At 71.1% G+C, this 21,062-nt stretch carries 16 protein-coding genes and 13 pseudogenes; 16 read left to right on the top strand and 13 right to left on the bottom strand.

What is annotated here, in order from left to right:
- Nucleotides 1-617: 617 nt before the first annotated feature.
- From KAE78_RS11770 to KAE78_RS11760, 4 genes and pseudogenes are all read left to right on the top strand, one after another.
- Entirely contained in the window at nucleotides 618-1,355 is a 738-nt protein-coding gene (locus KAE78_RS11770) for a PspA/IM30 family protein (protein WP_223172482.1), read from the top strand.
- A gap of 165 nt (nucleotides 1,356-1,520) precedes the next feature.
- Nucleotides 1,521-2,006 (top strand): annotated as a pseudogene (locus KAE78_RS18835) (arginase family protein); the annotation flags it as partial.
- Nucleotides 2,007-2,089: 83 nt separating this feature from the next.
- Nucleotides 2,090-2,218, top strand: a pseudogene (locus KAE78_RS18830) (arginase family protein); the annotation flags it as partial.
- Nucleotides 2,219-2,336: 118 nt separating this feature from the next.
- Nucleotides 2,337-2,786, top strand: coding sequence for a Fe-S oxidoreductase (locus KAE78_RS11760; RefSeq protein WP_223170951.1), 450 nt, complete (start codon nucleotides 2,337-2,339; stop codon nucleotides 2,784-2,786).
- Nucleotides 2,787-2,820: 34 nt separating this feature from the next.
- On the opposite strand, the gene KAE78_RS18825 is transcribed toward KAE78_RS11760, so the two are convergent.
- The 5 genes and pseudogenes from KAE78_RS18825 to KAE78_RS11745 form a co-directional block, all read right to left on the bottom strand.
- Nucleotides 2,821-2,946 carry a hypothetical protein gene (locus tag KAE78_RS18825; protein WP_317451774.1) on the bottom strand — a complete coding sequence of 42 codons (126 nt, stop codon included), beginning with the start codon at nucleotides 2,944-2,946 and terminating at the stop codon, nucleotides 2,821-2,823.
- Nucleotides 2,943-3,290 carry an SIP domain-containing protein gene (locus KAE78_RS11755; protein WP_317451773.1) on the bottom strand — a complete coding sequence of 116 codons (348 nt, stop codon included), beginning with the start codon at nucleotides 3,288-3,290 and terminating at the stop codon, nucleotides 2,943-2,945. Before KAE78_RS11755 ends, KAE78_RS18825 begins: the two co-directional genes overlap by 4 nt.
- Nucleotides 3,291-3,338: 48 nt before the next feature.
- Entirely contained in the window at nucleotides 3,339-3,770 is a 432-nt protein-coding gene (locus KAE78_RS11750; RefSeq protein ID WP_262927653.1) for a tyrosine-protein phosphatase, read from the bottom strand.
- Nucleotides 3,748-3,990: pseudogene (locus KAE78_RS17850) on the bottom strand (tyrosine-protein phosphatase); the annotation flags it as partial. The pseudogene KAE78_RS17850 and the gene KAE78_RS11750, both read right to left, overlap by 23 nt.
- A 49-nt stretch (nucleotides 3,991-4,039) precedes the next feature.
- Nucleotides 4,040-4,513, bottom strand: coding sequence for a carboxymuconolactone decarboxylase family protein (locus KAE78_RS11745; protein ID WP_223170950.1), 474 nt, complete (start codon nucleotides 4,511-4,513; stop codon nucleotides 4,040-4,042).
- A 167-nt stretch (nucleotides 4,514-4,680) separates the two neighbouring features.
- Between KAE78_RS11745 and KAE78_RS11740 the strand changes: the two genes are divergently transcribed.
- From KAE78_RS11740 to KAE78_RS11715, 6 genes and pseudogenes are all read left to right on the top strand, one after another.
- Nucleotides 4,681-5,586, top strand: a complete 906-nt coding sequence (locus KAE78_RS11740) for an alpha/beta fold hydrolase (protein WP_223170949.1) — start codon at nucleotides 4,681-4,683, stop codon at nucleotides 5,584-5,586.
- Nucleotides 5,587-5,654: 68 nt separating this feature from the next.
- Nucleotides 5,655-7,169 carry an ABC transporter substrate-binding protein gene (locus KAE78_RS11735; RefSeq protein ID WP_223170948.1) on the top strand — a complete coding sequence of 505 codons (1,515 nt, stop codon included), beginning with the start codon at nucleotides 5,655-5,657 and terminating at the stop codon, nucleotides 7,167-7,169.
- A pseudogene (locus KAE78_RS11730) lies at nucleotides 7,166-8,114 on the top strand (ABC transporter permease). Before KAE78_RS11735 ends, KAE78_RS11730 begins: the two are co-directional and overlap by 4 nt.
- Nucleotides 8,111-8,964: pseudogene (locus KAE78_RS11725) on the top strand (ABC transporter permease); the annotation flags it as partial. The pseudogenes KAE78_RS11730 and KAE78_RS11725, both read left to right, overlap by 4 nt.
- A 16-nt stretch (nucleotides 8,965-8,980) precedes the next feature.
- Nucleotides 8,981-9,768 (top strand): annotated as a pseudogene (locus KAE78_RS11720) (ABC transporter ATP-binding protein).
- Entirely contained in the window at nucleotides 9,765-10,559 is a 795-nt protein-coding gene (locus KAE78_RS11715; RefSeq protein ID WP_223172481.1) for an ABC transporter ATP-binding protein, read from the top strand. Before KAE78_RS11720 ends, KAE78_RS11715 begins: the two are co-directional and overlap by 4 nt.
- Before the next feature lie 64 nt (nucleotides 10,560-10,623).
- On the opposite strand, the gene KAE78_RS11710 is transcribed toward KAE78_RS11715, so the two are convergent.
- From KAE78_RS11710 to KAE78_RS11700, 3 genes and pseudogenes are all read right to left on the bottom strand, one after another.
- Nucleotides 10,624-11,229, bottom strand: a complete 606-nt coding sequence (locus KAE78_RS11710) for a GNAT family N-acetyltransferase (RefSeq protein ID WP_223170947.1) — start codon at nucleotides 11,227-11,229, stop codon at nucleotides 10,624-10,626.
- A gap of 4 nt (nucleotides 11,230-11,233) precedes the next feature.
- Nucleotides 11,234-11,945, bottom strand: a pseudogene (locus tag KAE78_RS11705) (uracil-DNA glycosylase).
- 3 nt (nucleotides 11,946-11,948) lie between these two features.
- Nucleotides 11,949-12,730 (bottom strand): annotated as a pseudogene (locus KAE78_RS11700) (SDR family oxidoreductase).
- Between the two features lie 182 nt (nucleotides 12,731-12,912).
- Between KAE78_RS11700 and KAE78_RS11695 the strand changes: the two are divergent.
- The 4 genes and pseudogenes from KAE78_RS11695 to KAE78_RS19845 all read left to right on the top strand — a co-directional run bounded on the left by KAE78_RS11695 (nucleotide 12,913) and on the right by KAE78_RS19845 (nucleotide 16,748).
- Nucleotides 12,913-14,233, top strand: a pseudogene (locus KAE78_RS11695) (bifunctional o-acetylhomoserine/o-acetylserine sulfhydrylase).
- Nucleotides 14,234-14,432: 199 nt separating this feature from the next.
- Nucleotides 14,433-14,666, top strand: a complete 234-nt coding sequence (locus KAE78_RS17845; protein ID WP_262927652.1) for a DUF2332 family protein — start codon at nucleotides 14,433-14,435, stop codon at nucleotides 14,664-14,666.
- A complete protein-coding gene (locus KAE78_RS11690) occupies nucleotides 14,618-15,448 on the top strand; it encodes a DUF2332 domain-containing protein (protein WP_262927651.1) in 831 nt (276 codons plus the stop codon). The genes KAE78_RS17845 and KAE78_RS11690 overlap by 49 nt, the downstream gene beginning before the upstream one ends.
- 42 nt (nucleotides 15,449-15,490) lie before the next feature.
- Nucleotides 15,491-16,748, top strand: a pseudogene (locus KAE78_RS19845) (homoserine O-acetyltransferase).
- Here the strand turns inward: KAE78_RS19845 and KAE78_RS11670 are convergent.
- The 5 genes and pseudogenes from KAE78_RS11670 to KAE78_RS17835 all read right to left on the bottom strand — a co-directional run.
- Nucleotides 16,642-17,268, bottom strand: coding sequence for an NUDIX domain-containing protein (locus KAE78_RS11670; RefSeq protein WP_223170945.1), 627 nt, complete (start codon nucleotides 17,266-17,268; stop codon nucleotides 16,642-16,644). The pseudogene KAE78_RS19845 and the gene KAE78_RS11670 overlap by 107 nt on opposite strands.
- A 215-nt stretch (nucleotides 17,269-17,483) precedes the next feature.
- A pseudogene (locus KAE78_RS11665) lies at nucleotides 17,484-17,778 on the bottom strand (MTH1187 family thiamine-binding protein); the annotation flags it as partial.
- A 26-nt stretch (nucleotides 17,779-17,804) separates the two neighbouring features.
- Nucleotides 17,805-19,028 (bottom strand): hypothetical protein, encoded by a 1,224-nt coding sequence (locus tag KAE78_RS11660; protein ID WP_223170944.1) that lies wholly within the window; start codon nucleotides 19,026-19,028, stop codon nucleotides 17,805-17,807.
- Nucleotides 19,029-19,272: 244 nt separating this feature from the next.
- Nucleotides 19,273-19,461: pseudogene (locus KAE78_RS17840) on the bottom strand (hypothetical protein); the annotation flags it as partial.
- 55 nt (nucleotides 19,462-19,516) lie between these two features.
- Nucleotides 19,517-20,038, bottom strand: a pseudogene (locus tag KAE78_RS17835) (NAD(P)H-hydrate dehydratase); the annotation flags it as partial.
- On the opposite strand from KAE78_RS17835, the gene KAE78_RS17830 reads away from it, so the two are divergent.
- Together KAE78_RS17830 and KAE78_RS17825 are read left to right on the top strand one after the other, a co-directional pair.
- Nucleotides 19,923-20,339 carry a hypothetical protein gene (locus tag KAE78_RS17830; protein ID WP_262927649.1) on the top strand — a complete coding sequence of 139 codons (417 nt, stop codon included), beginning with the start codon at nucleotides 19,923-19,925 and terminating at the stop codon, nucleotides 20,337-20,339. The pseudogene KAE78_RS17835 and the gene KAE78_RS17830 overlap by 116 nt on opposite strands.
- Complete coding sequence (locus KAE78_RS17825) at nucleotides 20,321-20,986, top strand: tRNA-dihydrouridine synthase (protein ID WP_262927648.1); 666 nt, start codon at nucleotides 20,321-20,323, stop codon at nucleotides 20,984-20,986. Before KAE78_RS17830 ends, KAE78_RS17825 begins: the two co-directional genes overlap by 19 nt.
- Nucleotides 20,987-21,062 lie beyond the last annotated feature (76 nt).

The raw sequence follows: 21,062 nt of genomic DNA, 5'->3' as shown, positions 1-21,062 counted from the left end.
CCTCGATCGATCAGATCGTCCAGCGCGTGCGAGACGAGCAGGCGAAGATCGCGCACGCGCGCAGCCTGCTGGCCGGCGCTCTGCAGCGCGCCGACACCCAGCTCTCCGCCGCCGAGAGCTTCATTCTGAACCGCCGCGGCGCCGTCGAATCGCGCGCCCGCACCCGTCTGGCCGAGGCGAGGAGCAGTCGCGATGAGGCGGGGCGGCTCGCCGAGGCGGATCCGGTGCGCGCCCTCACCCTCGCCCAGCGCGCCGACGCGCTCGCGAGCGAAGCGCTCCGCCAGGCCCAGTACGATGTTGGCTCCTGGGCGGCGGCGGATCCTGGGGCGGCGGCGGCCAGGACGACACGCTCGGCGCCCTGCTCGGCGGCATCCTCATCGGCCGATCCACCGGCGGCCGCGGCGGAGGCAGCAGCTGGGAAGCAGCGGCGGCGGCCTCTTCGGCAGTTCCGGCAGCAGCCGCTCCAGCTCCAGCGGCGGAGGCTTCTCCGTCGGCGGCTTCGGCGGCGGAGGCGGACGATCCAGCTCGGGCGGAGGCGGGCGCTCCAGCTCCAGCGGCGGCCGCTTCTGACCACACGACTCAACGACAACAGAATCCGTCCACGAAAGGAACCAACCATGGCAAAGCAGTCCATCTTCGGTCGCATCTCGACCCTCGTCCGAGCGAACATCAACGCGCTCATCGACTCGGCGGAAGACCCGCAGAAGATGATCGACCAGCTCGTGCGTGACTACACGAACAGCATCGCCGACGCGGAAGCGGCCATCGCCGAGACGATCGGCAACCTGCGCCTGCTCGAGCGCGACCACGAGGAAGACGTCCAGTCGGCCCGTGAGTGGGGCAACAAGGCGCTCGCCGCGAGCAAGAAGGCCGACGAGCTGCGCACGAGCGGCAACACGGCCGACGCCGACAAGTTCGACTCCCTCGCGAAGATCGCACTCCAGCGGCAGATCTCCGCCGAGCGCGAGGCCACCAGCGCCGAGCCGACGATCGCGGCCCAGACCGAGGTCGTCGACAAGCTCAAGGACGGCCTGAACACGATGAAGGTCAAGCTCGAGGAGCTCAAGTCCAAGCGCAGCGAGCTGCTCTCGCGCGCCAAGGTCGCCGAGGCGCAGACCAAGGTGCAGGACGCGATCTCGTCGATCAATGTGCTCGACCCGACCAGCGAGCTCGGTCGTTTCGAGGACAAGGTCCGTCGCCAGGAAGCGCTCGCCCAGGGCAAGATCGAGCTGGCCGCATCGAGCCTGGACGCCCAGTTCGAGAGCCTGGAGGATCTCGGCGAGCTCACCGAGGTCGAGGCGCGGCTGGCCGAGCTGAAGGCCGGCGGGCCCACGCAGGCCGCGATCGAGGACTGACCCTCCCGCGGCCTCGCGCCGCGCGAGTCGTCTCTCCCGGTCGTTGAGCGAGGGTGTGCGACGTGCGACCGAGTCGGAACGTGGTGAGTCACCCCGTTCCGTTCCCTCGCTCCACGACTCGCTCAACGGCCGGGAGCCGTCCGCATGATCTGAAGAGAACCTCCCATGACCCGCTTCCTCATCGTCCCGCAGTGGCAGGGGTCGCCCGCGGCCCGCGCCATGCTGCTCCGCGACGGCGCCACCGCGATCGCCGGCGACCTGCCGCGGGCGGCCACCCACATCCTCGACGTGCCGCTGGAGGCCGGTGAGTCGCTCGGCAGCGGCGTCCTGCGCAAGAGCGCGCTGGAGCGCACACGGACGCTCATCGGCGAGGCCCTGCAGGAGCACGCCGACGAACCGGTGATCGTCGTCGGCGGCGACTGCGGCATCACGGTCGGCGCTCTCGCGGCGCTTCCGGGCGGAACCGACGACGTCGCGGTGGTCTGGTGCGATGCCCATCCCGATCTCCACACGCCCGAGAGCTCCCCTTCCGGGGCGTTCTCCGGGATGGCCCTGCGGGCCGTCCTGGGCGAGGGCGCGCCCGGTCTCACGCTCTCCCCCGCCATCGACGCCGAGCGCGTCGTGCTCGTCGGCGCCCGCGAGATCGACCCGGGTGAGGAGGACGCCCTGAACCGTCTTCCCCTGACACGATTGGCCGCCGACGCGCTCACCGCCCCGGGGCGCTGGCAGAGGCGGTGTCGGCGACCGGCGCCTCCCGCGTCTACATCCACGTCGACGTCGACGTGCTCGACCCCGGTCAGTTCGGCGGGGTCTCCAGCCCGGCGCCCTTCGGCGCGACTGTGGCGGCGCTGAGCGCGACGATCAAGGCGCTGCGAGAACGGATGCCGCTGGCCGGCGCCACGATCGCCGGCTTCGCTCCACGCTCCCCGTCGACGCCGTCGACGACCTGGGGTCGCTCCTGCGGCTGGTCGGAGCCCTGGCGTGACCGACACCGAGTGGCGCCGCGATGCCGAGGAGATCCTGGCGCGCGGGCGCCGCTTCGACCGGCGCATCCCCTCTTTCCTCCTGCGCTCGCCGCTCAGCAGGCTGGGCTATCTGTGGGCGACCGCGATCGGCTGGACCTGGGGCACGCTGTGGAGCACGGGCGAGGTCGAGCGCCGACACGGGCTGCTGGTGTTCCGGGGGATGCCGCGCGGGACCTACATGCGCGGCGGGCAGTGCGTGGGCGCCTGCTTCCTCACCGGCGAGGCCGCCCCCAGTGACGCGGTGCTGCGGCACGAAGCCGTGCACAAGCAGCAGTGGCTGCGCTACGGCTTCCTCATGCCGCTCCTGTACCTGGCGGCGGGGCGCGATCCGCTGCGCAACCGCTTCGAGATCGAGGCGGGCCTGGAGGACGGCAACTACGTTCCGCGCACGAGGTCGGCTCGCTGAGCGAGCGAGCCGGATCCTCCGAAGGGCCGGGCTCTCAGGAGTTGCTGGGGAGCAGGCCGAAGCTCTCCGGGGCGTGGATGCGCTCGGCGGCGACGCCGGTCTTCTCGGTGAGGTGCTCGATGATGTCGGCGGTGCCGAGGTAGCCGCCCAGCAGCGTCACCTGCGTCTGGGCACCCGCCTCGTCGCAGAGCATCTCATCGGCCCAGGCGCAGGTGGCACGTGCCACGGCCATGCCGCGACCGCAGGCCTGCCCGGTGCCGGGGAGCCCGAGCGACGCGAACGTGCGAGCCAGGTCACCGTCATGCGTGCCGGGGCGTCGACATGACTGATCGACTCGGTATCCGGAACCTCGATGAACACCCGGCCGGTCGCGCACAGCGGCAGTGTGGCGAGGAAGGCCTCGAGCTCAGCGAGCGACTGCTCGTCGGCGGTCACCAGGTGCTGCACGCGCGACTGCCGTGCGGCACGGCGCTGCGCGCGGGAGGTGCGGACTTCGGTGATCATCGTCATAACGTGACGAGTCTATCACCGATGAAGGCTTGCCTTACCTTCCTAGCCTTCGACGAGCGCGCTCCTCAGCCCGTTCAGCTCGCCCGCGGTGAGACCGTGCGCGCGCAGATACCCCGCCGCGGAGCCGAACTCCTCGTCGATCCGCGCCAGCAGGGCGCGCATGACCGGCGCCGGAGACTTGGTCGCGAGCGCCTCGATGTTGACCGCATCGGGATGACTCGAACGGAGGAAGCCCAGTGCACGACGGACGAGCTCTGGCGGCAGCTGCGACTCGGTGAGCGCGTAGTCCGCGACGACCGCCTCGCGCTCGGCCTCGACCGCGGCCAGCGCGAGCGCGACGGTGACCCCGTGCGATCCTTGCCGACCGTGCAGTGCACGAGCGTGGGCTCCCCGCGCCGAGGATCCGCATCGCCTCGACGATCTTGTCCGAGCCCTCGTCGAGGATGTGCCCGTACAGCTCGTCGAGCGTCGCATCCGCGGTGAAGAAGGAACGGATCGACCCGTAGAAGAGCGGGAGGTGCGTGATCGTCACCCCGGTGACCGCGGTCGGCTCGTTCTTCAGCTCCCGCTCACCCCGCAGATCGACGATGTGGCGCACGCGCCCGCGGATGGCCTCGGCGCCCGCATCCGTCACCGCGGCCAGATTCCCGGAGCGCATGAGCATGCCGGAGCGGATGCGCCCCTCGGATGCCATGATCCCGCCGACGTCGCGGACGTTCCAGGCCCCTCGATCTCGAGGACGGTCACTCCGCCGCCTTCGTCCGGGGCGGAACCGGGTAGCGCCCGGCGATCACGATGCGGTTGAACGCATTGATCGACACGCAGGCCCAGCTGATGGCGGCGTACTCCTTCTCGGTGAAGATCGACCCGACCCGGTCGTACACTTCGTCGGGGATGCCGTCCTCGTGGATGAACGTGAAGGCCTCGGCGAGCTCGAGCCCGGCCCGCTCCCGATCGGAGAAGACCTGCGACTCCCGCCAGGAGGGGAGCTGGGTGAGCGTGTCTGCATCGACCCCGGCGGCGACAGCACGATCGACGTGGATGCGGGTGCAGTAGGCGCAGCCGTTCAGCTGCGAGCAGTGGATGAGCACGAGTTCCTTGAGGCGGTCGTCGATGCCCGCCGCCGCGCAGATCCTGCCCACTTCCTTCGAGAAGGCTTCGAGCGCCTTGTATGCTGACGGCTCAGTGCGGGAGAGATGGACGCGCGGGGAGGTCATGGCACCAGCCTAAGCCGATCCGGAGCGCTCGTCGCGCTTTCCGCGGAAAGGCATATCAACAAGCCGGTTGCAGATTTGATAACCATTACTTGCACATATACCCACCATTTCTTGACATTATGCTCCCTAGTTTCTCACGACGCTCCCCGCAGGGCCACAATGAGCACGTGACGAACGACACGAGCGAGTTCTCCTTCCTCGCCGGGCAGGCAGCCGCACTGGGCACCGCCGAACTCCCCGCCGAGCGACTCACACTCACCCTCGAAGACGGACGCGAGATCAGCGCCCTGCGCTGGGGCACCGACGATCCGGTCGTGACCCTCGTGCACGGCGCGGGCCTGAACGCCCACACCTGGGACAACACCGCACTGCTGCTCGGACTCCCGGCTCTCGCACTCGACCTGCCAGGACACGGCGACTCGTCCTGGCGATCGGATGCCGACTACTCCCCGCATACGCTCGCACCCGACGTCGCCGTCGCGCTCCGCGCATGGACGAACCGCCCGCAGGTGCTCGTCGGGCACTCCCTGGGAGGGCTGGTCTCGGCCGCCGTCGCCGCCGCGCATCCGGAGCTCGTACGAGCCCTCCTGCTCGTCGACATCGCGCCCGGGATCGACCTCAGCGCGGGCCCCTCCGCCCTGCGCGAGTTCTACGCCGTCACGGAGTTCGCCTCCCGCGACGAGATGGTCGACCGGGCGATGGCGTTCGGCTTCGGCGGCGCCCGCGCCGACACGGAGCGCGGCGTGTTCCACAACTCCCGCGTGACCCCCGACGGGCGCGTGCAGTGGAAGCACCACTTCGCGCACCTCGCCGCCCAGACGCTCACCGCATCCCCGGCCCCCGTCGCACCGCTGCGCGACGACGCGGCGTGGGCAGACCTCGCCGCCCTCCGCGCCCCGCTGACGCTCATCCGCGCCGATGCGGGCTACGTCAGCGAGGCGAACGCCCGGGCGTTCGCGGAGCGCCTGCCCGACGCGACCGTCACCATCGTCGCCTCCGGGCACAACGTCCAGGAGAACGCCCCTGCCGCCCTCGCCGAGCTGATCCGCTCGCACGCGGGCGGCGGAGACTGACCGTACCCCGCTCACCCGAAGCGGCCACAGCACCCCGCCGCGCCCCCGCATACCCGAGAGGACCACCTATGCAACGCCCGAGCAGACGCCTCGCTCTGATCGCCGCCCTCGCCTCGACCGCCCTCGCGTTGACCGCCTGCACCGGCGACCAGGCCGAGCCCGGCGAGCCGCCCTCGGGCGAGGTCGACAGCAACGCGACCCTCACGGTGGGCCTCGTCCTCGAGCCGACCAACCTCGACATTCGGCGCACCGACGGCTCGGCGCTCGAGCAGATCCTCATCGACAACATCTACGAAGGCCTCGTCACCCGGAGCGGCAACGAGATCGTGGAGCGTCTCGCCTCCTCCTACGAGATCTCCGAGGACGCGCTCACCTACACTTTCACACTGCGCGAGGGCGTCACCTTCCACGACGGCGACGAGTTGGAGGCCTCCGACGTCGTCGCCTCCTTCGAGGAGGTGCGCTCCGACGAGGGCCTGCACAGCCATTCCGACTTCGCCGGCGTCGAGTCGATCGAAGCGCCCGACGAGCAGACCGTCGTCATCACCCTGAGCGAGCCCAACGTGAACTTCCTGTTCGCACTCACCGGTCGCGCGGGCCTCGTCTTCCAGGAGGGCGACCGCACGGATCTGAAGACCGCCGAGAACGGCACCGGCCCGTTCACGCTCAGCCGCTGGAGCCAGGGCAGCTCCATCACCTTCCAGCGCTACGAGGACTACTGGGACGGGCCCGCCGGCGTCGCCGAGGTGGTCTTCGACTACATCACCGATGCCACCGCGCGCATCAACTCCGCTCTGGACGGCAGCGTCGACGTGCTCGTGCGCGTCGACCCGAACCTCGCGCCGCAGCTCGGCGACTCGGGCGACTTCGAGATCGTCCAGGCCGGCACGACCAGCACCGGGACCCTCGCCTTCAACAACGCGCGCGCGCCTCTGACCGACGAGCGCGTGCGCGAGGCGCTGCGCCTGGCGATCGACCACGACGCGATCGTGGAGGCGCTCGGCGCCGGACAGACCCTCTTCGGGCCGATTCCCGAGCTCGACCCGGGGTATGAGGACCTCTCGGAGGTCGCACCCCACGATCCCGACCGCGCCGCCCAGCTGCTCGCCGATGCCGGTCAGGAGAACCTCGAGCTGACCCTCACGATCGCGAACCACTACTCCACGACGATCCCGCGTCTGCTCGTGTCCGACCTCGCCAAGGTCGGCGTGACCCTCGACGTGAACGTGGTGGAGTTCGCGACCTGGCTGGAGGACGTCTACACGAACAAGGACTACGACCTGAGCTTCGTGGAGCACACCGAGGCGCGCGACTTCGTGAACTTCGCCAACCCGAACTACTACTTCCTCTACGACAACCCCGAGGTCCAGGACCTCTACGCCGAGGCGCTGCGCCAGTCCGACCTGGACGCCGCGGCCGCGCTTCTGGCCAGGGCCGCACGGATCGTGTCGGAGGATCACGCCGCGGACTGGCTGTTCACCGTCACCTCGGTCAACGCCGTGCGTCCCGGCGTGATCGACTTTCCCGACGCGCTGACCAATGCGCGCCTCGACCTGCGTGATGTGACCGTCCTCGCCGGATGATCCGATACGCGCTGACCCGGGGGCCCTGCTGATCGCAGGGCTCCTCGTGTCGAGCGTGATCATCTTCCTCACCCTCCGGGTCTTCCCCGGCGACGTCGCCCAGCTCATCGCCGGCACGCAGGCGAGCCCCGCCCAGGTCGAGGCGATCCGCGAGGCGATGGGGCTGAACCAGCCGCTGGTGGCGCAGTACCTCGGCTGGATGGGCGGCGTGCTACGCGGCGATCTGGGCTCCTCCCTCATCACCGGCGCCTCGGTCGGTCAGGAGCTCGCGGCGAAGGCGCAGGTGACGGTCCCCTCGGGATCATGTCGCTCGTGATCGCCCTCCTGATCGCGGTGCCCTTCGGGATCCTGTCGGCCATGCTGCGGGGCCGCTGGGAGGGAACGGCGATGAGCGTGACCGCGCAGGCGCTCGCGGCGGTCCCGGTCATCTGGGCCGGGATGATGCTCGTGGTCGTCTTCGCGGTCTGGCTGGGATGGCTGCCCGCGCAGGGCTTTCCCCGCACCGGGTGGGACGAGCCCTGGCGGGCCTTCCGCGCCCTGATCCTGCCGGCGCTCACGATCGGCATCGTCGAGGGCGCCATGCTCCTGCGGTTCGTGCGCAGCGCCACCCTGCAGGCGGCGGGCGAGGACTTCGTGCGCACCGCCGCCGCGAAGGGGCTCACCCGCAATCGCGCCCTCGTGCAGCACGGCATCCCGGCGGTCGGCCTGTCGATCGTCACGGTGCTCGGACTCCAGGTCGCCGGCATCCTCGTCGGCTCGGTGATCATCGAGCAACTGTTCACGCTGCCGGGGATCGGGCGCATGCTCGTGACGGACGTCGGCACGCGCGACCTCGTGAAGGTGCAGAGCGAGTTGCTCGTGCTGACCGGGTTCGTGCTCGTCGTCGGCTTCGTGATCGACCTCGTCCACCACCTCATCGACCCTCGGCAGCGGGAGGCGGCATGAAGAACAGCTGGCTCCCTCGCCTCTGGCGCACCGGCACCGGCCGCTTCGGTCTCATCGTCGTCGCGTTCGTGATGCTCACCGCCGCGGTCTCCCTCTTCTGGACGCCCTTCGACCCGCAGATGTCGGATGTCGCGAACCGGTGGGCGCCACCGGGCCTCCCCACCTGTTCGGCACCGACAGCACGGGGCGCGACATCCTGAGCCTGGTGATGGCGGGATCCCGGACGGTCGTCTTCGTCTGCGTCGGCGCCGGCCTGGTCGCCACCGTCGTCGGCATCGTCCTCGCGGCGCTCGGAGCGCTGACGATGCGGTGGATGCGCGAGAGCGTCGCGGTGCTCGTGGACATCCTCATCGCCTTCCCCGTCCTGATGATCGCCATGATGATCTCGGCGGTGTGGGGCGGGTCGCTGTGGGTGGTGATCTGGTCGGTCGGGATCGGCTTCGGCGTCAACATCGCCCGCGTCACGCGGCCGGAGCTGCGCCGCGTGCAGCAGAGCGACTTCGTGGTGGCGGGCCGAGCCGCGGGCCTGACCCGCACGCAGAACCTCGTGCGCCACCTGCTGCCGAACGTCGCCCCCGTCTTCATCATCCAGTTGTCGTGGTCGATGGCGATCGCCGTGCTCGCCGAGGCGGGGTTGAGCTACCTCGGCTTCGGCGCTTCGGTCGTCGAGCCCTCTTGGGGCATCCTCCTCGCCGACCTGCAGAACTACATCACCCTGCACCCGCTCTCGGTCATCTGGCCGGGCCTGGCGATCACCCTCACGGTGCTCGCACTGAACCTGCTGGGCGACGGACTGCGCGAGGCGACGGATCCCACGCTGCGACGCCGGGGAGCGGATGCCGCCGCCCCCGTCCCGGGGTGGTCGCATGAGCCTGGTCGTGGACGGACTCACCGTCGACATCGACGGCCGCCGCCTCCTCGACGGCGTCTCCTTCGAGGTGCCCGCCGGCGCGCGCGTGGGGATCATCGGGGAGTCCGGCTCGGGCAAGTCGCTGACGGCCCTGGCGATCATGGGCCTCCTCCCGAGGGCGCGCAGGCCGGCGGCAGCATCCGGTGGAACGGACGCGAGCTCATCGGCCTGCCCGACCGCGAGCTCGCCGAGCTCCGCGGCGACGAGATCGGCATCGTCTTCCAGGAGCCGCGCACGGCGCTCAACCCCATCCGCACGATCGGCCGGCAGATCGCCGAGTCGGTGCGCATCCACGAGGGCCTCGGCCGCCGCGCCGCCCGCGAGCGCGCGATCGCCGAGGCCGCACGGGTGAACCTCCCCGATCCGCAGACGATCGTGGAGCGCTATCCGCATCAGCTCTCGGGCGGTCAGCGCCAGCGCTCCGCGATCGCCATGGCCCTCGCCTGCCGTCCGCGCCTGCTCATCGCCGACGAGCCGACGACGGCGCTGGACGTCACCATCCAGGCGGGGATCCTGAAGCTCCTGCTCTCACTCGTGGAGGACGAGGACATGTCGCTCGTGTTCATCACGCACGATCTCGCCGTACTCGCGCAGGTGGCCGACCACGGCGTCGTGCTCGAGGGCGGCCGGGTGATCGAGTCCGCCCCCGTCTCCACCCTGCTGAGCGCCCCCGCCCACCCCATCACCCGGGCGCTGCTGCGGGATGCGACGGCCACGCTCTGGCGACCGGAGGGCGACGCATGAGCCTCATCCGAGCGCGCGGACTCGCGCGCAGCCATCCGGTCCCGCGGCGGACGCTGTTCGAGCGCGCGCAACGGCGCCCGGCGCTGCATCCGACCGATCTCGACGTCGCCGCGGGAGAGAGCCTGGGCATCATCGGCGAGTCCGGATCGGGCAAGTCCACGCTCGTCCGGCTCCTCCTGGGGCTCGACACCCCCACCGAGGGCACGGTGACGGTGGACGGCCGAGAGGTGGACGCCACGGCATCCGCACGCTCGCTGCACTGGCTGCGTCGTCAGACCGGCCTCGTCTTCCAGGACCCCTATGCGTCGCTGGACCCGCGGATGACGGCGGGCCAGATCGTCGGCGAGCCGCTGTGGGCGCTGGGAATCCCGGGTGATCGGCGCGCGCGCGTGCGCGAGGTGCTCGCGCAGGTGCGGCTCGATCCGGAGATGGCCGATCGCTATCCGCACCAGTTCTCGGGCGGGCAGCGCCAGCGCATCGCCCTGGCCCGCGCGATCGTGCACCGCCCGCGCATCCTCGTCGGCGACGAGCCTGTGTCGGCGCTCGACGTCACCGTCCGCGCGCAGATCCTCGAACTGCTGGCGGAGCTGCGCGCGAGCGAGGAACTCACCCTTCTCGTCGTGTCGCACGACATCGGCATCGTCCAGCACCTGTGCGACACGGTCGCGGTCATGAAGGACGGTCGCATCGTCGAGCACGGAACCACGACGGACGTGCTGCTGCGCCCCCGCGAGGACTACACGAAGGCACTGCTGGCGGCGATCCCGGTGATCCCGCGCACCTCCCCGTGACCCGTTCGGTCCCCAGATTCATCTTGCTCCGAGGTGAAAGGGTGAATCTGCGGGACCGGACGCGTCAGGGAGTCGCGCGACGCTTCTTCTTCGGCTTGAGGGACTTCTGCAGATAGATCGTGCCCAGGTCGCGCCCGAACTTGAAGCCCACGCGCCCCATGCGCCCCACCTCCGTGAAGCCGAACCTCTCGTGCAGGCGCACCGAGGCCTCGGCGCCGGTGTCGCTGATGACCGCGACGATCTCGCGCAGCCCGACCTCCTCGCAGGCCTCGATGAGAGCCCCCAGCAGCGCGGCGCCCAGCCCTTTGCCGGCGGCGCCCGGACCGAGGTAGATCGAGTTCTCGACCGTGTAACGGTAGGCCGACTTGGTCTGCCAGGGCTGCACGAGCGCGTAACCGAGGATCTGGCCGTTCGGCGACTCGGCGACGAGGAACGGCAGCGTGAGTTTCGCCAGCATCGTGTATTTGCTGCGCCAGGACCGCAGCGTCGACGGCTTCTCGTCGAAGGTGACCACCGAGTTGGTCACGTAGTGGTTGTAGATCGCGCGGACGTGCGGCAGATCGCGCTCGCGGGCGGGTCTGATCGAGTACGCGAAGCCCTCGGGCTCGGGCGGCGCGGGCCGAAGGTGGCGCGGGAGCCTGCGACGACGGTCGCCGGGCTCGAATTGCATGTGATCAGTGTAGAGGTGCTTCGGCCGGCGCATCGACGCGCCAGTCGACCTCGGCGGCCCCCTGCTCCCGCAGCAGCGCGTTCGCTCGCGAGAAGGGCTTCGAGCCGAAGAATCCCCGGCTCGCCGACAGCGGCGACGGATGCGGCGAGGTCACCGCCGGCGTGGCGCCGAGCAGAGGGCGGAGGTTCGCGGCATCCCTCCCCACAGGATCGCCACCAGCGGCGCGTCGCGGGCGACGAGGGCGCGGATCGCGCACTCGGTCACCTGCTCCCAGCCCCAGCCCCGATGGGAGGCGGCGGCCCCGGGGGCGACTGTGAGGACGCGGTTCAGCAGCAGCACGCCCTGACGGGTCCAGGCCGTGAGATCGCCGTGCGGTGCCGGGGCGATGCCGAGGTCGGTCTGCAGCTCACGGTAGATGTTGCCCAGACTCCGCGGCAGCGGCCGCACATCGCGATCGACCGCGAAGGAGAGCCCGATGGGTGCCCGGGCGTCGGATAGGGATCCTGGCCGACGATGAGCACGCGCACCTCGTCGAGCGGCTGGGCGAAGGCGCGCAGGACGTTCGGACCCGCGGGAAGGTAGCCTCGTCCCGCCGCCTGCTCCGCGCGCAGCCGGTCGCCGAGTCCGGCGATCACGTCCGCGACCGGGGCGAGGGCCTGGGCCCAGCCCGGGTCGATCAGGCCGTCGTCGGCGAGCTGCGAGAGCGTGCGCGGCATCGCTCAGTCGTCGCTGTGCGGACGAAGGCGCCCGCGCGCGAGCAGGTGCTGCGCGGACTGCGCGACCGGCCGCATGGTGATGAGGTCGAGATTGACGTGCCCGGGGGCGTTGAGCGCGTAGGCGATGACGTCGGCGACGTCGCCGGCCACGAGCGGCTCCTCGACGCCCGCGTACACGGCCTCGGCGGCCGTCTGGTCTCCGCCGAGCCGGTTGAGGGTGAACTCCTCGGTGTAGACCATCCCGGGCGCCACCTCCACGACGCGGATCGGCTCGCCGTTGAGCTCCTGACGCAGCACGCGCACCAGCATCCGCTCCCCGGCCTTGGCCGCGTTGTAGCCGCTGCCGCCCGGATACGGCACCTCGGCCGCGGTGGAGGTCACGAAGAGCGTGTCGGCGTGGCCGCCGTCGGCGATCGCCCGGCGCAGCGCCGGGAGGAAGGCCGCGACGAGGCGCTGTGTGGCGAGGACGTTGATGTCGAACATCCACTGCCAATCCTCGGTGCTCCCGCGCTCGACGCTGTCGGTGCCGCGGGCGCCGCCGGCCACGTGCACTAGGGCGTGGATCGGACCGTGGCTCTCGAGCTCCTGGACCAGGGCGGATGCCGCGGCCGGGTCGGTCAGGTCGCACGCCACGGCGCGTGCGCCGGTCTCGGCGGCGAGCGCCTCGAGGCGGTCCGCCGCCGGGCCACACCGACGACGTCCCATCCGCTCGCCCGCAGCGCCCGGACGGTCGCCGCTCCGATTCCGGAGCTGGCTCCGGTCACCACTGCAGTTCTGTTGGCCATGGTTTCCACCGTACGACGACAGCGCAACGACGGCCACCCGGCACACGGGAAGGGTGCCAACCGCCGCCCGTACCATTGTTACGTCACATGACCCGCGGCTTCTTGACAGGCGCCACGTCGCCGTAGTCTCGCTCCAACGGCATTCGCCGTGACGACTGCATCCGATCGTTCCAAGGGGAACAATGTCCGCACCCGAGACCTGGCGTTTCGAGACCAAGCAGATCCACTCGGGCGCCGCTCCCGACCCGGTCACCAAGGCCCGCGCCACGCCGATCTACCAGACGACCTCCTACGTCTTCGACAGCGCCGACCACGCCGCGAACCTCTTCGCGCTGGCCGAGTTCGGCAACATCTACACCCGCATCCAGAACCCGACGCAGGATGTTCTCGAGCAGCGCCTCGCGGCGCTCGAGGGGGCACCGGCGCCCTCGTCCTCGCCAGCGGTCAGGCGGCCTCGACCTTCGCGATCCTCAACATCGCCCAGGCCGGCGACCACTTCGTCTCGTCGAGCTCGATCTACGGCGGCACGTACAACCTCTTCAAGTACACCCTCGCCAAGCTCGGCATCGAGGTCACCTTCGTCGAGAACCAGGACGACCCCGAGGAGTGGCGCGCCGCGGTCCGCCCGAACACGAAGCTGTTCTTCGCCGAGACGATCGGCAACCCGAAGATCAACGTGCTCGACATCCGCTCCGTCGCCGATGTCGCCCACGCCAGCGGAGTTCCGCTCATCGTCGACAACACGATCGCGACGCCGTACCTCATCCGTCCCTTCGAGCACGGGGCCGATATCGTCGTGCACTCGCTCACGAAGTTCCTCGGCGGCCACGGCACCACGATCGGCGGCGTCGTCATCGACGGTGGCACCTTCGCCTGGTCGGAGAACGTGGAGAAGTTCCCGAGCCTGACCGAACCCGACCCTCGTACCACGGCGCCAGCTACACGGCGGCCGTCGGCGACGCCCTCGCCTACATCATCAAGGCCCGCGTGCAGCTGCTGCGCGACCTCGGCTCGGCGATCTCTCCGCAGAGCGCCTGGAACCTCATCCAGGGCGTGGAGACCCTGTCGCTGCGCATCGAACGTCACGTGCAGAACGCGCAGGAGATCGCCGAGTGGCTCGACAACCAGGCCGATGTCGCCTCGGTCAACTACTCGGGCCTGCCCACCTCGCCGTGGTACGCGAAGGCCAACGAGTATGCGCCCAAGGGCGTCGGCGCCGTGCTGTCGTTCGAGCTCAAGGGCGGTGTCGAGGCCGGGCGCGAGTTCGTCAACAGCCTCACCCTCTTCAGCCACCTCGCCAACATCGGCGACGTGCGCTCGCTCGTGATCCACCCGGCGTCGACCACGCACGCCCAGCTCACCCCCGAGCAGCAGCTCTCGGCCGGCGTCACGCCCGGTCTGGTGCGTCTCTCGGTGGGCCTGGAGAACATCGACGACCTCAAGGCCGACGTCGAGCAGGCGCTGGCCGCCGCTCGCCGCGTCGCGGAGGCCGCGCGCGCCTGATCCGCACTGCGTACGGGCGAAGCCCGGGCCGAAACGCGGTGACCTCCTTCGGGACGGTCACCGCGTTTCGCCGTTCGCCCCTGCGTCAGACGACGCCGAGACAGGCGAAGACGCGAGAACAGGCCGATATCAGCGCATCGTCCTGTTCTCGCGCTTTCGCCTGTTCCCCGTGGGGCCGGCAGCGACATACGATGCCTCTATGACCCCGGATGCCGCGAGAACCGCCGCCTACTACGACGACTTCGCCCGCAACTGGGCGCAGGGCGCCTCGCCGCTGTACCAGGAGTGGGCGGCCGGGATCGCCCAGGACCCCGAGCTCGTCGGTCGCATCGCCGCCCTGCCCACCCGAATGCAGCAGGCGAACCTCCTCTTCGCCTCGGCCCGGTGGGTCGCCGCTCCCCTCGCCCCTTCGAGATCTTCCGACCGTGGCTGATCGAGAACTGGGACGCGGTCGTCGAGACCGCCTCCGTGCGCGCCACCCAGACGAACGAACCCAGCCGGTGTGCGACGCTCCTGCCTCAGCTCTCGCGCATCGAGGGCCCCGTCGCGCTTCTGGAGGTCGGCACCTCGGCCGGCCTCTGCCTCTTCCCCGACCGCTACGGCTACGACTACACCGCGCCCTCGGGCGCGCATCGGCTCGATCCCGACGACGGCCGCTCCCCGGTCGATCTCGCCTGCCGTCTCGACGAGGACTCCTCACTCCCCGCCCGTCTCCCCGAGGTCGTCTGGCGGCACGGCATCGATCTCAATCCGATCGACGTCCGCGATGCGGAGGCCCTCGAGTGGCTCGTCACGCTCATCTGGCCGGGACCCGACCATGACCCGCGGGTGGCACGCCTGCGCGCGGCGGCGGAGGTCGCGGCATCCGAACCTCCGGAGATCACGCAGGGCGATCTGCGCGAGATCCTCGTGGACGTCGCGGCGGAATCGCCGGCGGATGCGACGCTCGTGCTGCTGCACACCGCCGTCCTGCTCTACCTCGAGCGCGAGGATCGCGAGCGCTTCGCCGCGGCGGCGGCCGGGCTCTCGCGCACCCTGGGGCGAAGGGTCGTGTGGCTGTCGAACGAGGGACGGGGGAACTTCTCCGCGGTCGATGCGCAGCTGCCGGCCGACCTGCACACCGGGGGCCGTTTCGTGCAGTCCGTCGACGGCCGCCCGGTGGCCCTGGCCGGCCAGCACGGCGCCGTCTACGAGACGCTCCCCTTCGTGTCGTAACGTTCGCACTCGGCGCTGCCGCGCCGGGCGAGAATAGGGAGCATGGACTGGCAGACCTCCGAGGACACGGTGCCCTCAGCGCCCGTGACGGAAGCCGATGTGCGTCTGCTGCGTGCGCGCCCTCCGGCGACCGGCGCCTGGCGCGACGGCGACCCCGCCGGCGCACGCCGGTTCGCGATCTCGGGGGCGTTCCGCACCGAGCGCGGTGAGGAGCTGCCCGCCATCCGTCTCGCCTACGAGACCTGGGGCACGCTCAACGAGGCGCGCGACAACGCGGTGCTCATCGCCCATGCCCTCACCGGCGACAGCCATGTGCGCGGACAGGCCGGCCCCGGGCATCCCACCGACGGCTGGTGGGGCGACGTCGTGGGGCCCGGTGCCCCGATCGACACCGATCGCTGGTTCGTGGTCGCCCCCAACATGCTGGGCGGATGCCAGGGCTCGACGGGTCCGGCCAGCATCGCCCCCGACGGCTACGAGTGGGCCTCGCGCTTCCCCTATCTGACGGTGCGCGACCAGGTCGCCGCGCAGGCGCGTCTGGCCGATGCTCTCGGCATCGACACCTGGGCCGCCGTGATCGGCGGCTCCATGGGCGGGATGCACGCGCTGGAGTGGTCGATCACCCACCCGAGCGCGTCGCGCGCCTGGCCGTGCTCTCCTCCCGCCGGTGACGACGGCCGACCAGGTGGCGTTGAACACCGTGCAGCTGGAGACCATCCGCATCGACCCGCGCTTCGCCGGCGGCGAGTACTACGACGCCGACGACGGCGAGGGCCCGCACCGCGGCCTCGCCCTCGCCCGGCGCATCGCGCTGCTCAACTACCGCAGCCCGATCGAGCTGAACCAGCGCTTCCAGCGTTCGTGGCAGTCCGACCGCTCGCCGCTCGGCCACGGCGGCAGGTTCGCGGTGGAGAGCTACCTCGACTTCCACGGCAACAAGTTCACCCGCCGCTTCGACGCGAACAGCTACCTCACGCTCGTCGAGGCCATGAACTCGCACGACATCGGGCGCGACCGCGGCAGCGTCGAGGAGGCGCTGCGACGTGTGACGGCGACGAGCCTCGTGCTGGGGATCGACACCGACCGGCTCTTCCCCGTCGACGGCCAGCATCGCATCGCCCGCGGCATCGAGAACACCCTCGACGGCGATGAGGCCGTCGTGCTCACGAGCGACTTCGGCCACGACGGCTTCCTCATCGAGACGGAGGCTGTGGGCGGGCACCTGCGGCGCCTGCTGGACGCGGCTCCCGGCGGCCCCGCGACGAGCGCCGTGCTGAGCGCGCACAGCGAGTCGACGTGACCACGCGCGGTTCGTCGTAAGACGAACCCCGTCCCGGCGCCGCCCGTTCAGCGACCGCGGTGCGACGAGCGCGTGTACACCCACGGCAGTGCGCCGATCTCGAGGCGATGACGTGCCTCCGCGGAGGCGACCGCGCCGTACTCCCCGTCCTCCTGCCAGAGCAGCGTCGACGGCGCCGCGGGTGGAACCGCGTCTCGAAGCGTCGGATGCCGGCGAGCCTGATCTCGGCGAGCGCCGCCGCCGCATCCGACTGGTCCGACAGCCCGTGCAGCGTCACCCACGTCGGCGGATACAGCCGCAACCGCCCCTGCCCGTGCCGCTCGAGGGCGTCGACCGGGCGCAGCCACTGGTACTCCTCGACCTCGTCGGGCTGCGGCACGATCTCGCCTTCCGGTGCCTCCGCGGCGAAGAACCAGGTGCGGATGCGCAGCGCCGTGTGCGCCGGCGGCACCCAGCACGAGACGGTGAGCAGGCGCGCGCCGTCGAGGACGAGGCCCACCTCCTCCCGGGTCTCGCGCACCGCGGCGACGCGGGCGATGGCGGGCTCTGCGGCATCCGATCCGGCCCTTCGTGGTCGGCGTCGTCGGTCTTGCCGCCCGGAACACCCACGCGCCCGCGAAAGAGCCCCGGTCGGGGCGGCGCAGCATGAGCACCTCCGCGCCGCTCGCCCCGTCGCGCATGAGCACGACGGTCGCCGCGACGGGGAGATCGGTGGCGGATGCGGGCGAGCTCACCCTCCAGCGCCTTCTCCAGGCGATCGAGTTTGCCGTCGATCTCGCCCGTGAACCCCGGCGGATGTCGGCCTTCAGCACGAGCGAGACGCGGGAACCGAACGGCAGGACGGCTTCGGTGGCGCGCCGCACGACGTCGAAGACCTCGTCCCACTCCCCTCGATCTCGGTGAACATGCTGGAGGTGCGATGCGGCAGGCCCGATTCCCGGACGATGCGCACGGCGGCCGCGACCGCGTCATGGACGGAGCCGTCGGCGCGACCGGTGCCGCTGGGGGCGACGGAGAAGGCGATGAGCATGGTGTTTCCTCCTGTGTGCGGGTGGTTCAGTGACGGGCGCGCGGATGGCGCAGCACCCGGACGAGTCGGGTGACGGACAGGGCGAGCAGCACGAGCAGAAGTCCGTTGCGCACGCTCAGGACGACGATGGGAAGGGCTTCGGCCGCGAGCAGCCCGCCATAGAGCACAGGGTAGACGGCGAAGGTCAGCGCGCACAGCACGAGGGTGAGGATCGCCGGGACGACGGCGCGGGCGCGGTCGAGCACGATCCACAGCATGACGGGCACGAAGAGCCAGGTCAGGAACTGCGGTGAGCCGACTTTGTTGAGAACGATGAGCGCCAGCACGAGCGCGAGGGCCAGTGGCGGGAACAGCGTCCGGTACGAGGCGCCGCGTGCCGCCGCGACGCCGCCGAGCAGAAGCAGCACGCCGACGCCGAGCATGAGCGCGGGGAGGGTGAGCGCCGCCACGAGCGCCGCCCCGGGAGCGGTGATCTGGAAGGTGAGGATCTCGAAGCTGTAGTCGATCCCTGCACGCCCGGCGAGTGCGAGCCACAGGAACGGCGTCGCGGCGACCGCCTCGATCTGCAGACCCCGATCGGTCTGTGCGGTGAGGAAGCCGAAGAGCGCGGCATCCGCCCCGAGAAGGAACAGCACCACCGGGATCGCCGCGACGGTGATCGCCCCCGCGGCGAGCAGGCGCAGGCGCGGCTTCGCCGCGAGAACGGATGCCGCAAGCAGAGCCCCGGCCAGATCTTGATCCACGCCCCACCGCCAGCAGCACCGCCGCGACGGCGGGGCGCTTCGTGATCCACAGACCCGCGATGAGCGCGAGGGGACGGTGATCGCGTCGATCCGGTAGATCGCGATCGGCCCGAGTGCGAGGAGCGCGCCGCACCAGAACCAGGCGGCGACCCGGCGCGGCTGGGTCGGGCGACGGCCGGTCAGCACGGCGAAGGCGATGACGTCGAGCAGGGTCACCAGCAGCGCCCAGGCGACCACGTAGGCGTTCGCCCCGGCGAGCGGAGCGATCGCCCAGGCGAGCAGCTGCGCGAGCATCATCGGCACAAGGGCGAGCTGCGGGTACACCCAGGCCTCGGTGATCCCGACGACAGTGCCGCCGGTGAGCGCCGCATGGGCCCAGGGCTCATAGACGAGGTAGACATCGCCCATGGGCTGGTTGGGCAGCACGCCGCCGAGCCACGCCACGAGCACATGCGCGGCGAGGAAGACGGCCCAGAGCACGGCCAGACGGGTGCGGGTGAAGGTCACCGCGACAGCACCTCCGCGATCGCGTGCGGCAGTTCCTCGGCGACGTCCATCGCGACGATCGGATGCCCGGGATGCCCCGCCGCGGCCCCCGAAGCCCGCGCGGCCGCTCGTCCGTGCAGCCAGGCTGCCGCGGCCCCCGCTTCGGCGAGCGTCGCCTGCGGATTGGCTGCGAGGAGCGCGCCCAGGACCCGGCGAGGACGTCGCCCGTGCCGGCGGTGGCGAGCCAGTGCGTCTGCGCCGCGACGACGAACACGGTGCCGTCGGATGCCGCGACGAGCGTCTCCGCACCTTTCCACAGCACCGTCTGCCCGAGCGCCGCCGCCGTCTCGCGTGCCTCTGCCACCCGGTCCTCGCTCGGCGCGCTGAGCCCAGGGCGATTCGGAGCCGGGCGAACTCGCCCGCGTGCGGGTCGCGATGACGGATGCCGCAGCATCCGGAACGAGGTCGAGAGCACCGGCGTCGGCGACCACCGGGACCGTGCCGGCGAGCAGGTCGCGCAGAAGGCGCTCCTCGGCGACCGAACGGGTGGCGGCATCCGTTCCGGATCCGATGACCCAGGCGCCCACCCGGCCGCTCGTCGCCGACCCGACCACCGTCTCGGGGCGCCGGGCGAGGACCAGTGCGCCGACCTCGGGCGGACCCGAGTAGCGGACGAAACCGGCGCCGGCGCGCCACGCCGCCTCGACGCCGAGCACGGCCGCACCCGGATACTCCGGCGATCCGGTGCGCAGACCCACGACACCGCGCGAGTACTTGTCATCGCGCGCGGTCGGCGCACGCAGCAGGCGGGCCGTGTCGCCTCGCCCCACTCGCGCACCTCGCTCATGCCTCCACGCTACTGCCGATGCCCCACCGCGCGCCCTGGCACCCCCGAGACGCAGTACCGTCGAAGACGTGACTCTGCTCTTCTCTCCGCTCACCCTCCGCGAGACGACCTTCCGCAACCGGCTGTGGGTCTCCCCATGTGCATGTACAGCGCCGTCGACGGCGTACCGCAGGAATGGCACCATACCCACCTCGCCCAGTTCGCCTCCGGCGGTGCCGGTCTCGTCGTCGCCGAGGCCACCTCGGTCGTGCCGGAGGACGCATCTCCCGCGCGACACGGGCCTCTGGAACGACGCGCAGCGCGACGCCTGGGCGCCGATCGTCCGAGCGATCCATGACCGCGGAGCCCTCGCGGGCGTCCAGCTCGCCCACGCCGGACGCAAGGCCTCGACCTGGTGGCCCTTCGCGGATGGGCGGGGCTCGGTGCCCGCAGAGGACGGCGGCTGGACGACCGTCGCCCCTCGGCCGTGGCCTTCGACGGACTGAGCGAACCGGTCGCCCTCGACGCCGCGGGCATCGACGGCGTGGTCGCGGCCTTCCGCGACGCCGCCCTCCGTGCGATCGACGCCGGCTTCGACGTGCTGGAGCTCCACGGCGCCCACGGCTACCTGCTGCACCAGTTCCTCTCGCCGCTGTCGAATCTGCGCGACGACGAGTACGGCGGCACGCTGGAGAACCGCGCCCGGCTGCTGCTGCGCATCATCGAGGAGGTGCGCGCCGTCTCAGGCGACGCACCGCTGTTGGTGCGGATCTCGGCCACCGACCACGCCGAGGGCGGATTCACCGCGGAGGAGGCCGCCACCGTCGCCGACTGGGCCACGGCGCGCGGCGCCGACCTCATCGACGTCTCCAGCGGCGGACTCGTCGCCCACCAGCGGATCACCGTCGGCCCCGGCTACCAGGTGCCCCTCGCCGCCGCGATCCGCCGCGGCGGCCGCGTGCCCGCCAGCGCCGTCGGCCTCATCACCGCCGCGGAGCAGGCCGAGCAGGTGCTCAGAGACGGCGCCGCCGACGCGATCTTCGCCGGTCGCGAGTGGCTGCGCGACCCGCACTTCGGGCTGCGCGCCGCCCACGAGCTGGGCGCCGAGATCGACTACTGGCCTCCGCAGTACCTGCGCGCCCGCTGGCGGTGACCCCGTCACCGCTGCCATCTGATCGTTGAGCGACACTTCGACTCGCTTCGCTCGCTCAGCGCAGGTCTCCGCGAGA

The organism is Microbacterium sp. NIBRBAC000506063 (genome assembly GCF_017968845.1).
In the GTDB taxonomy this organism is placed as follows: domain Bacteria; phylum Actinomycetota; class Actinomycetes; order Actinomycetales; family Microbacteriaceae; genus Microbacterium.
This window is presented reverse-complemented; position numbering and strand designations above follow the sequence as displayed.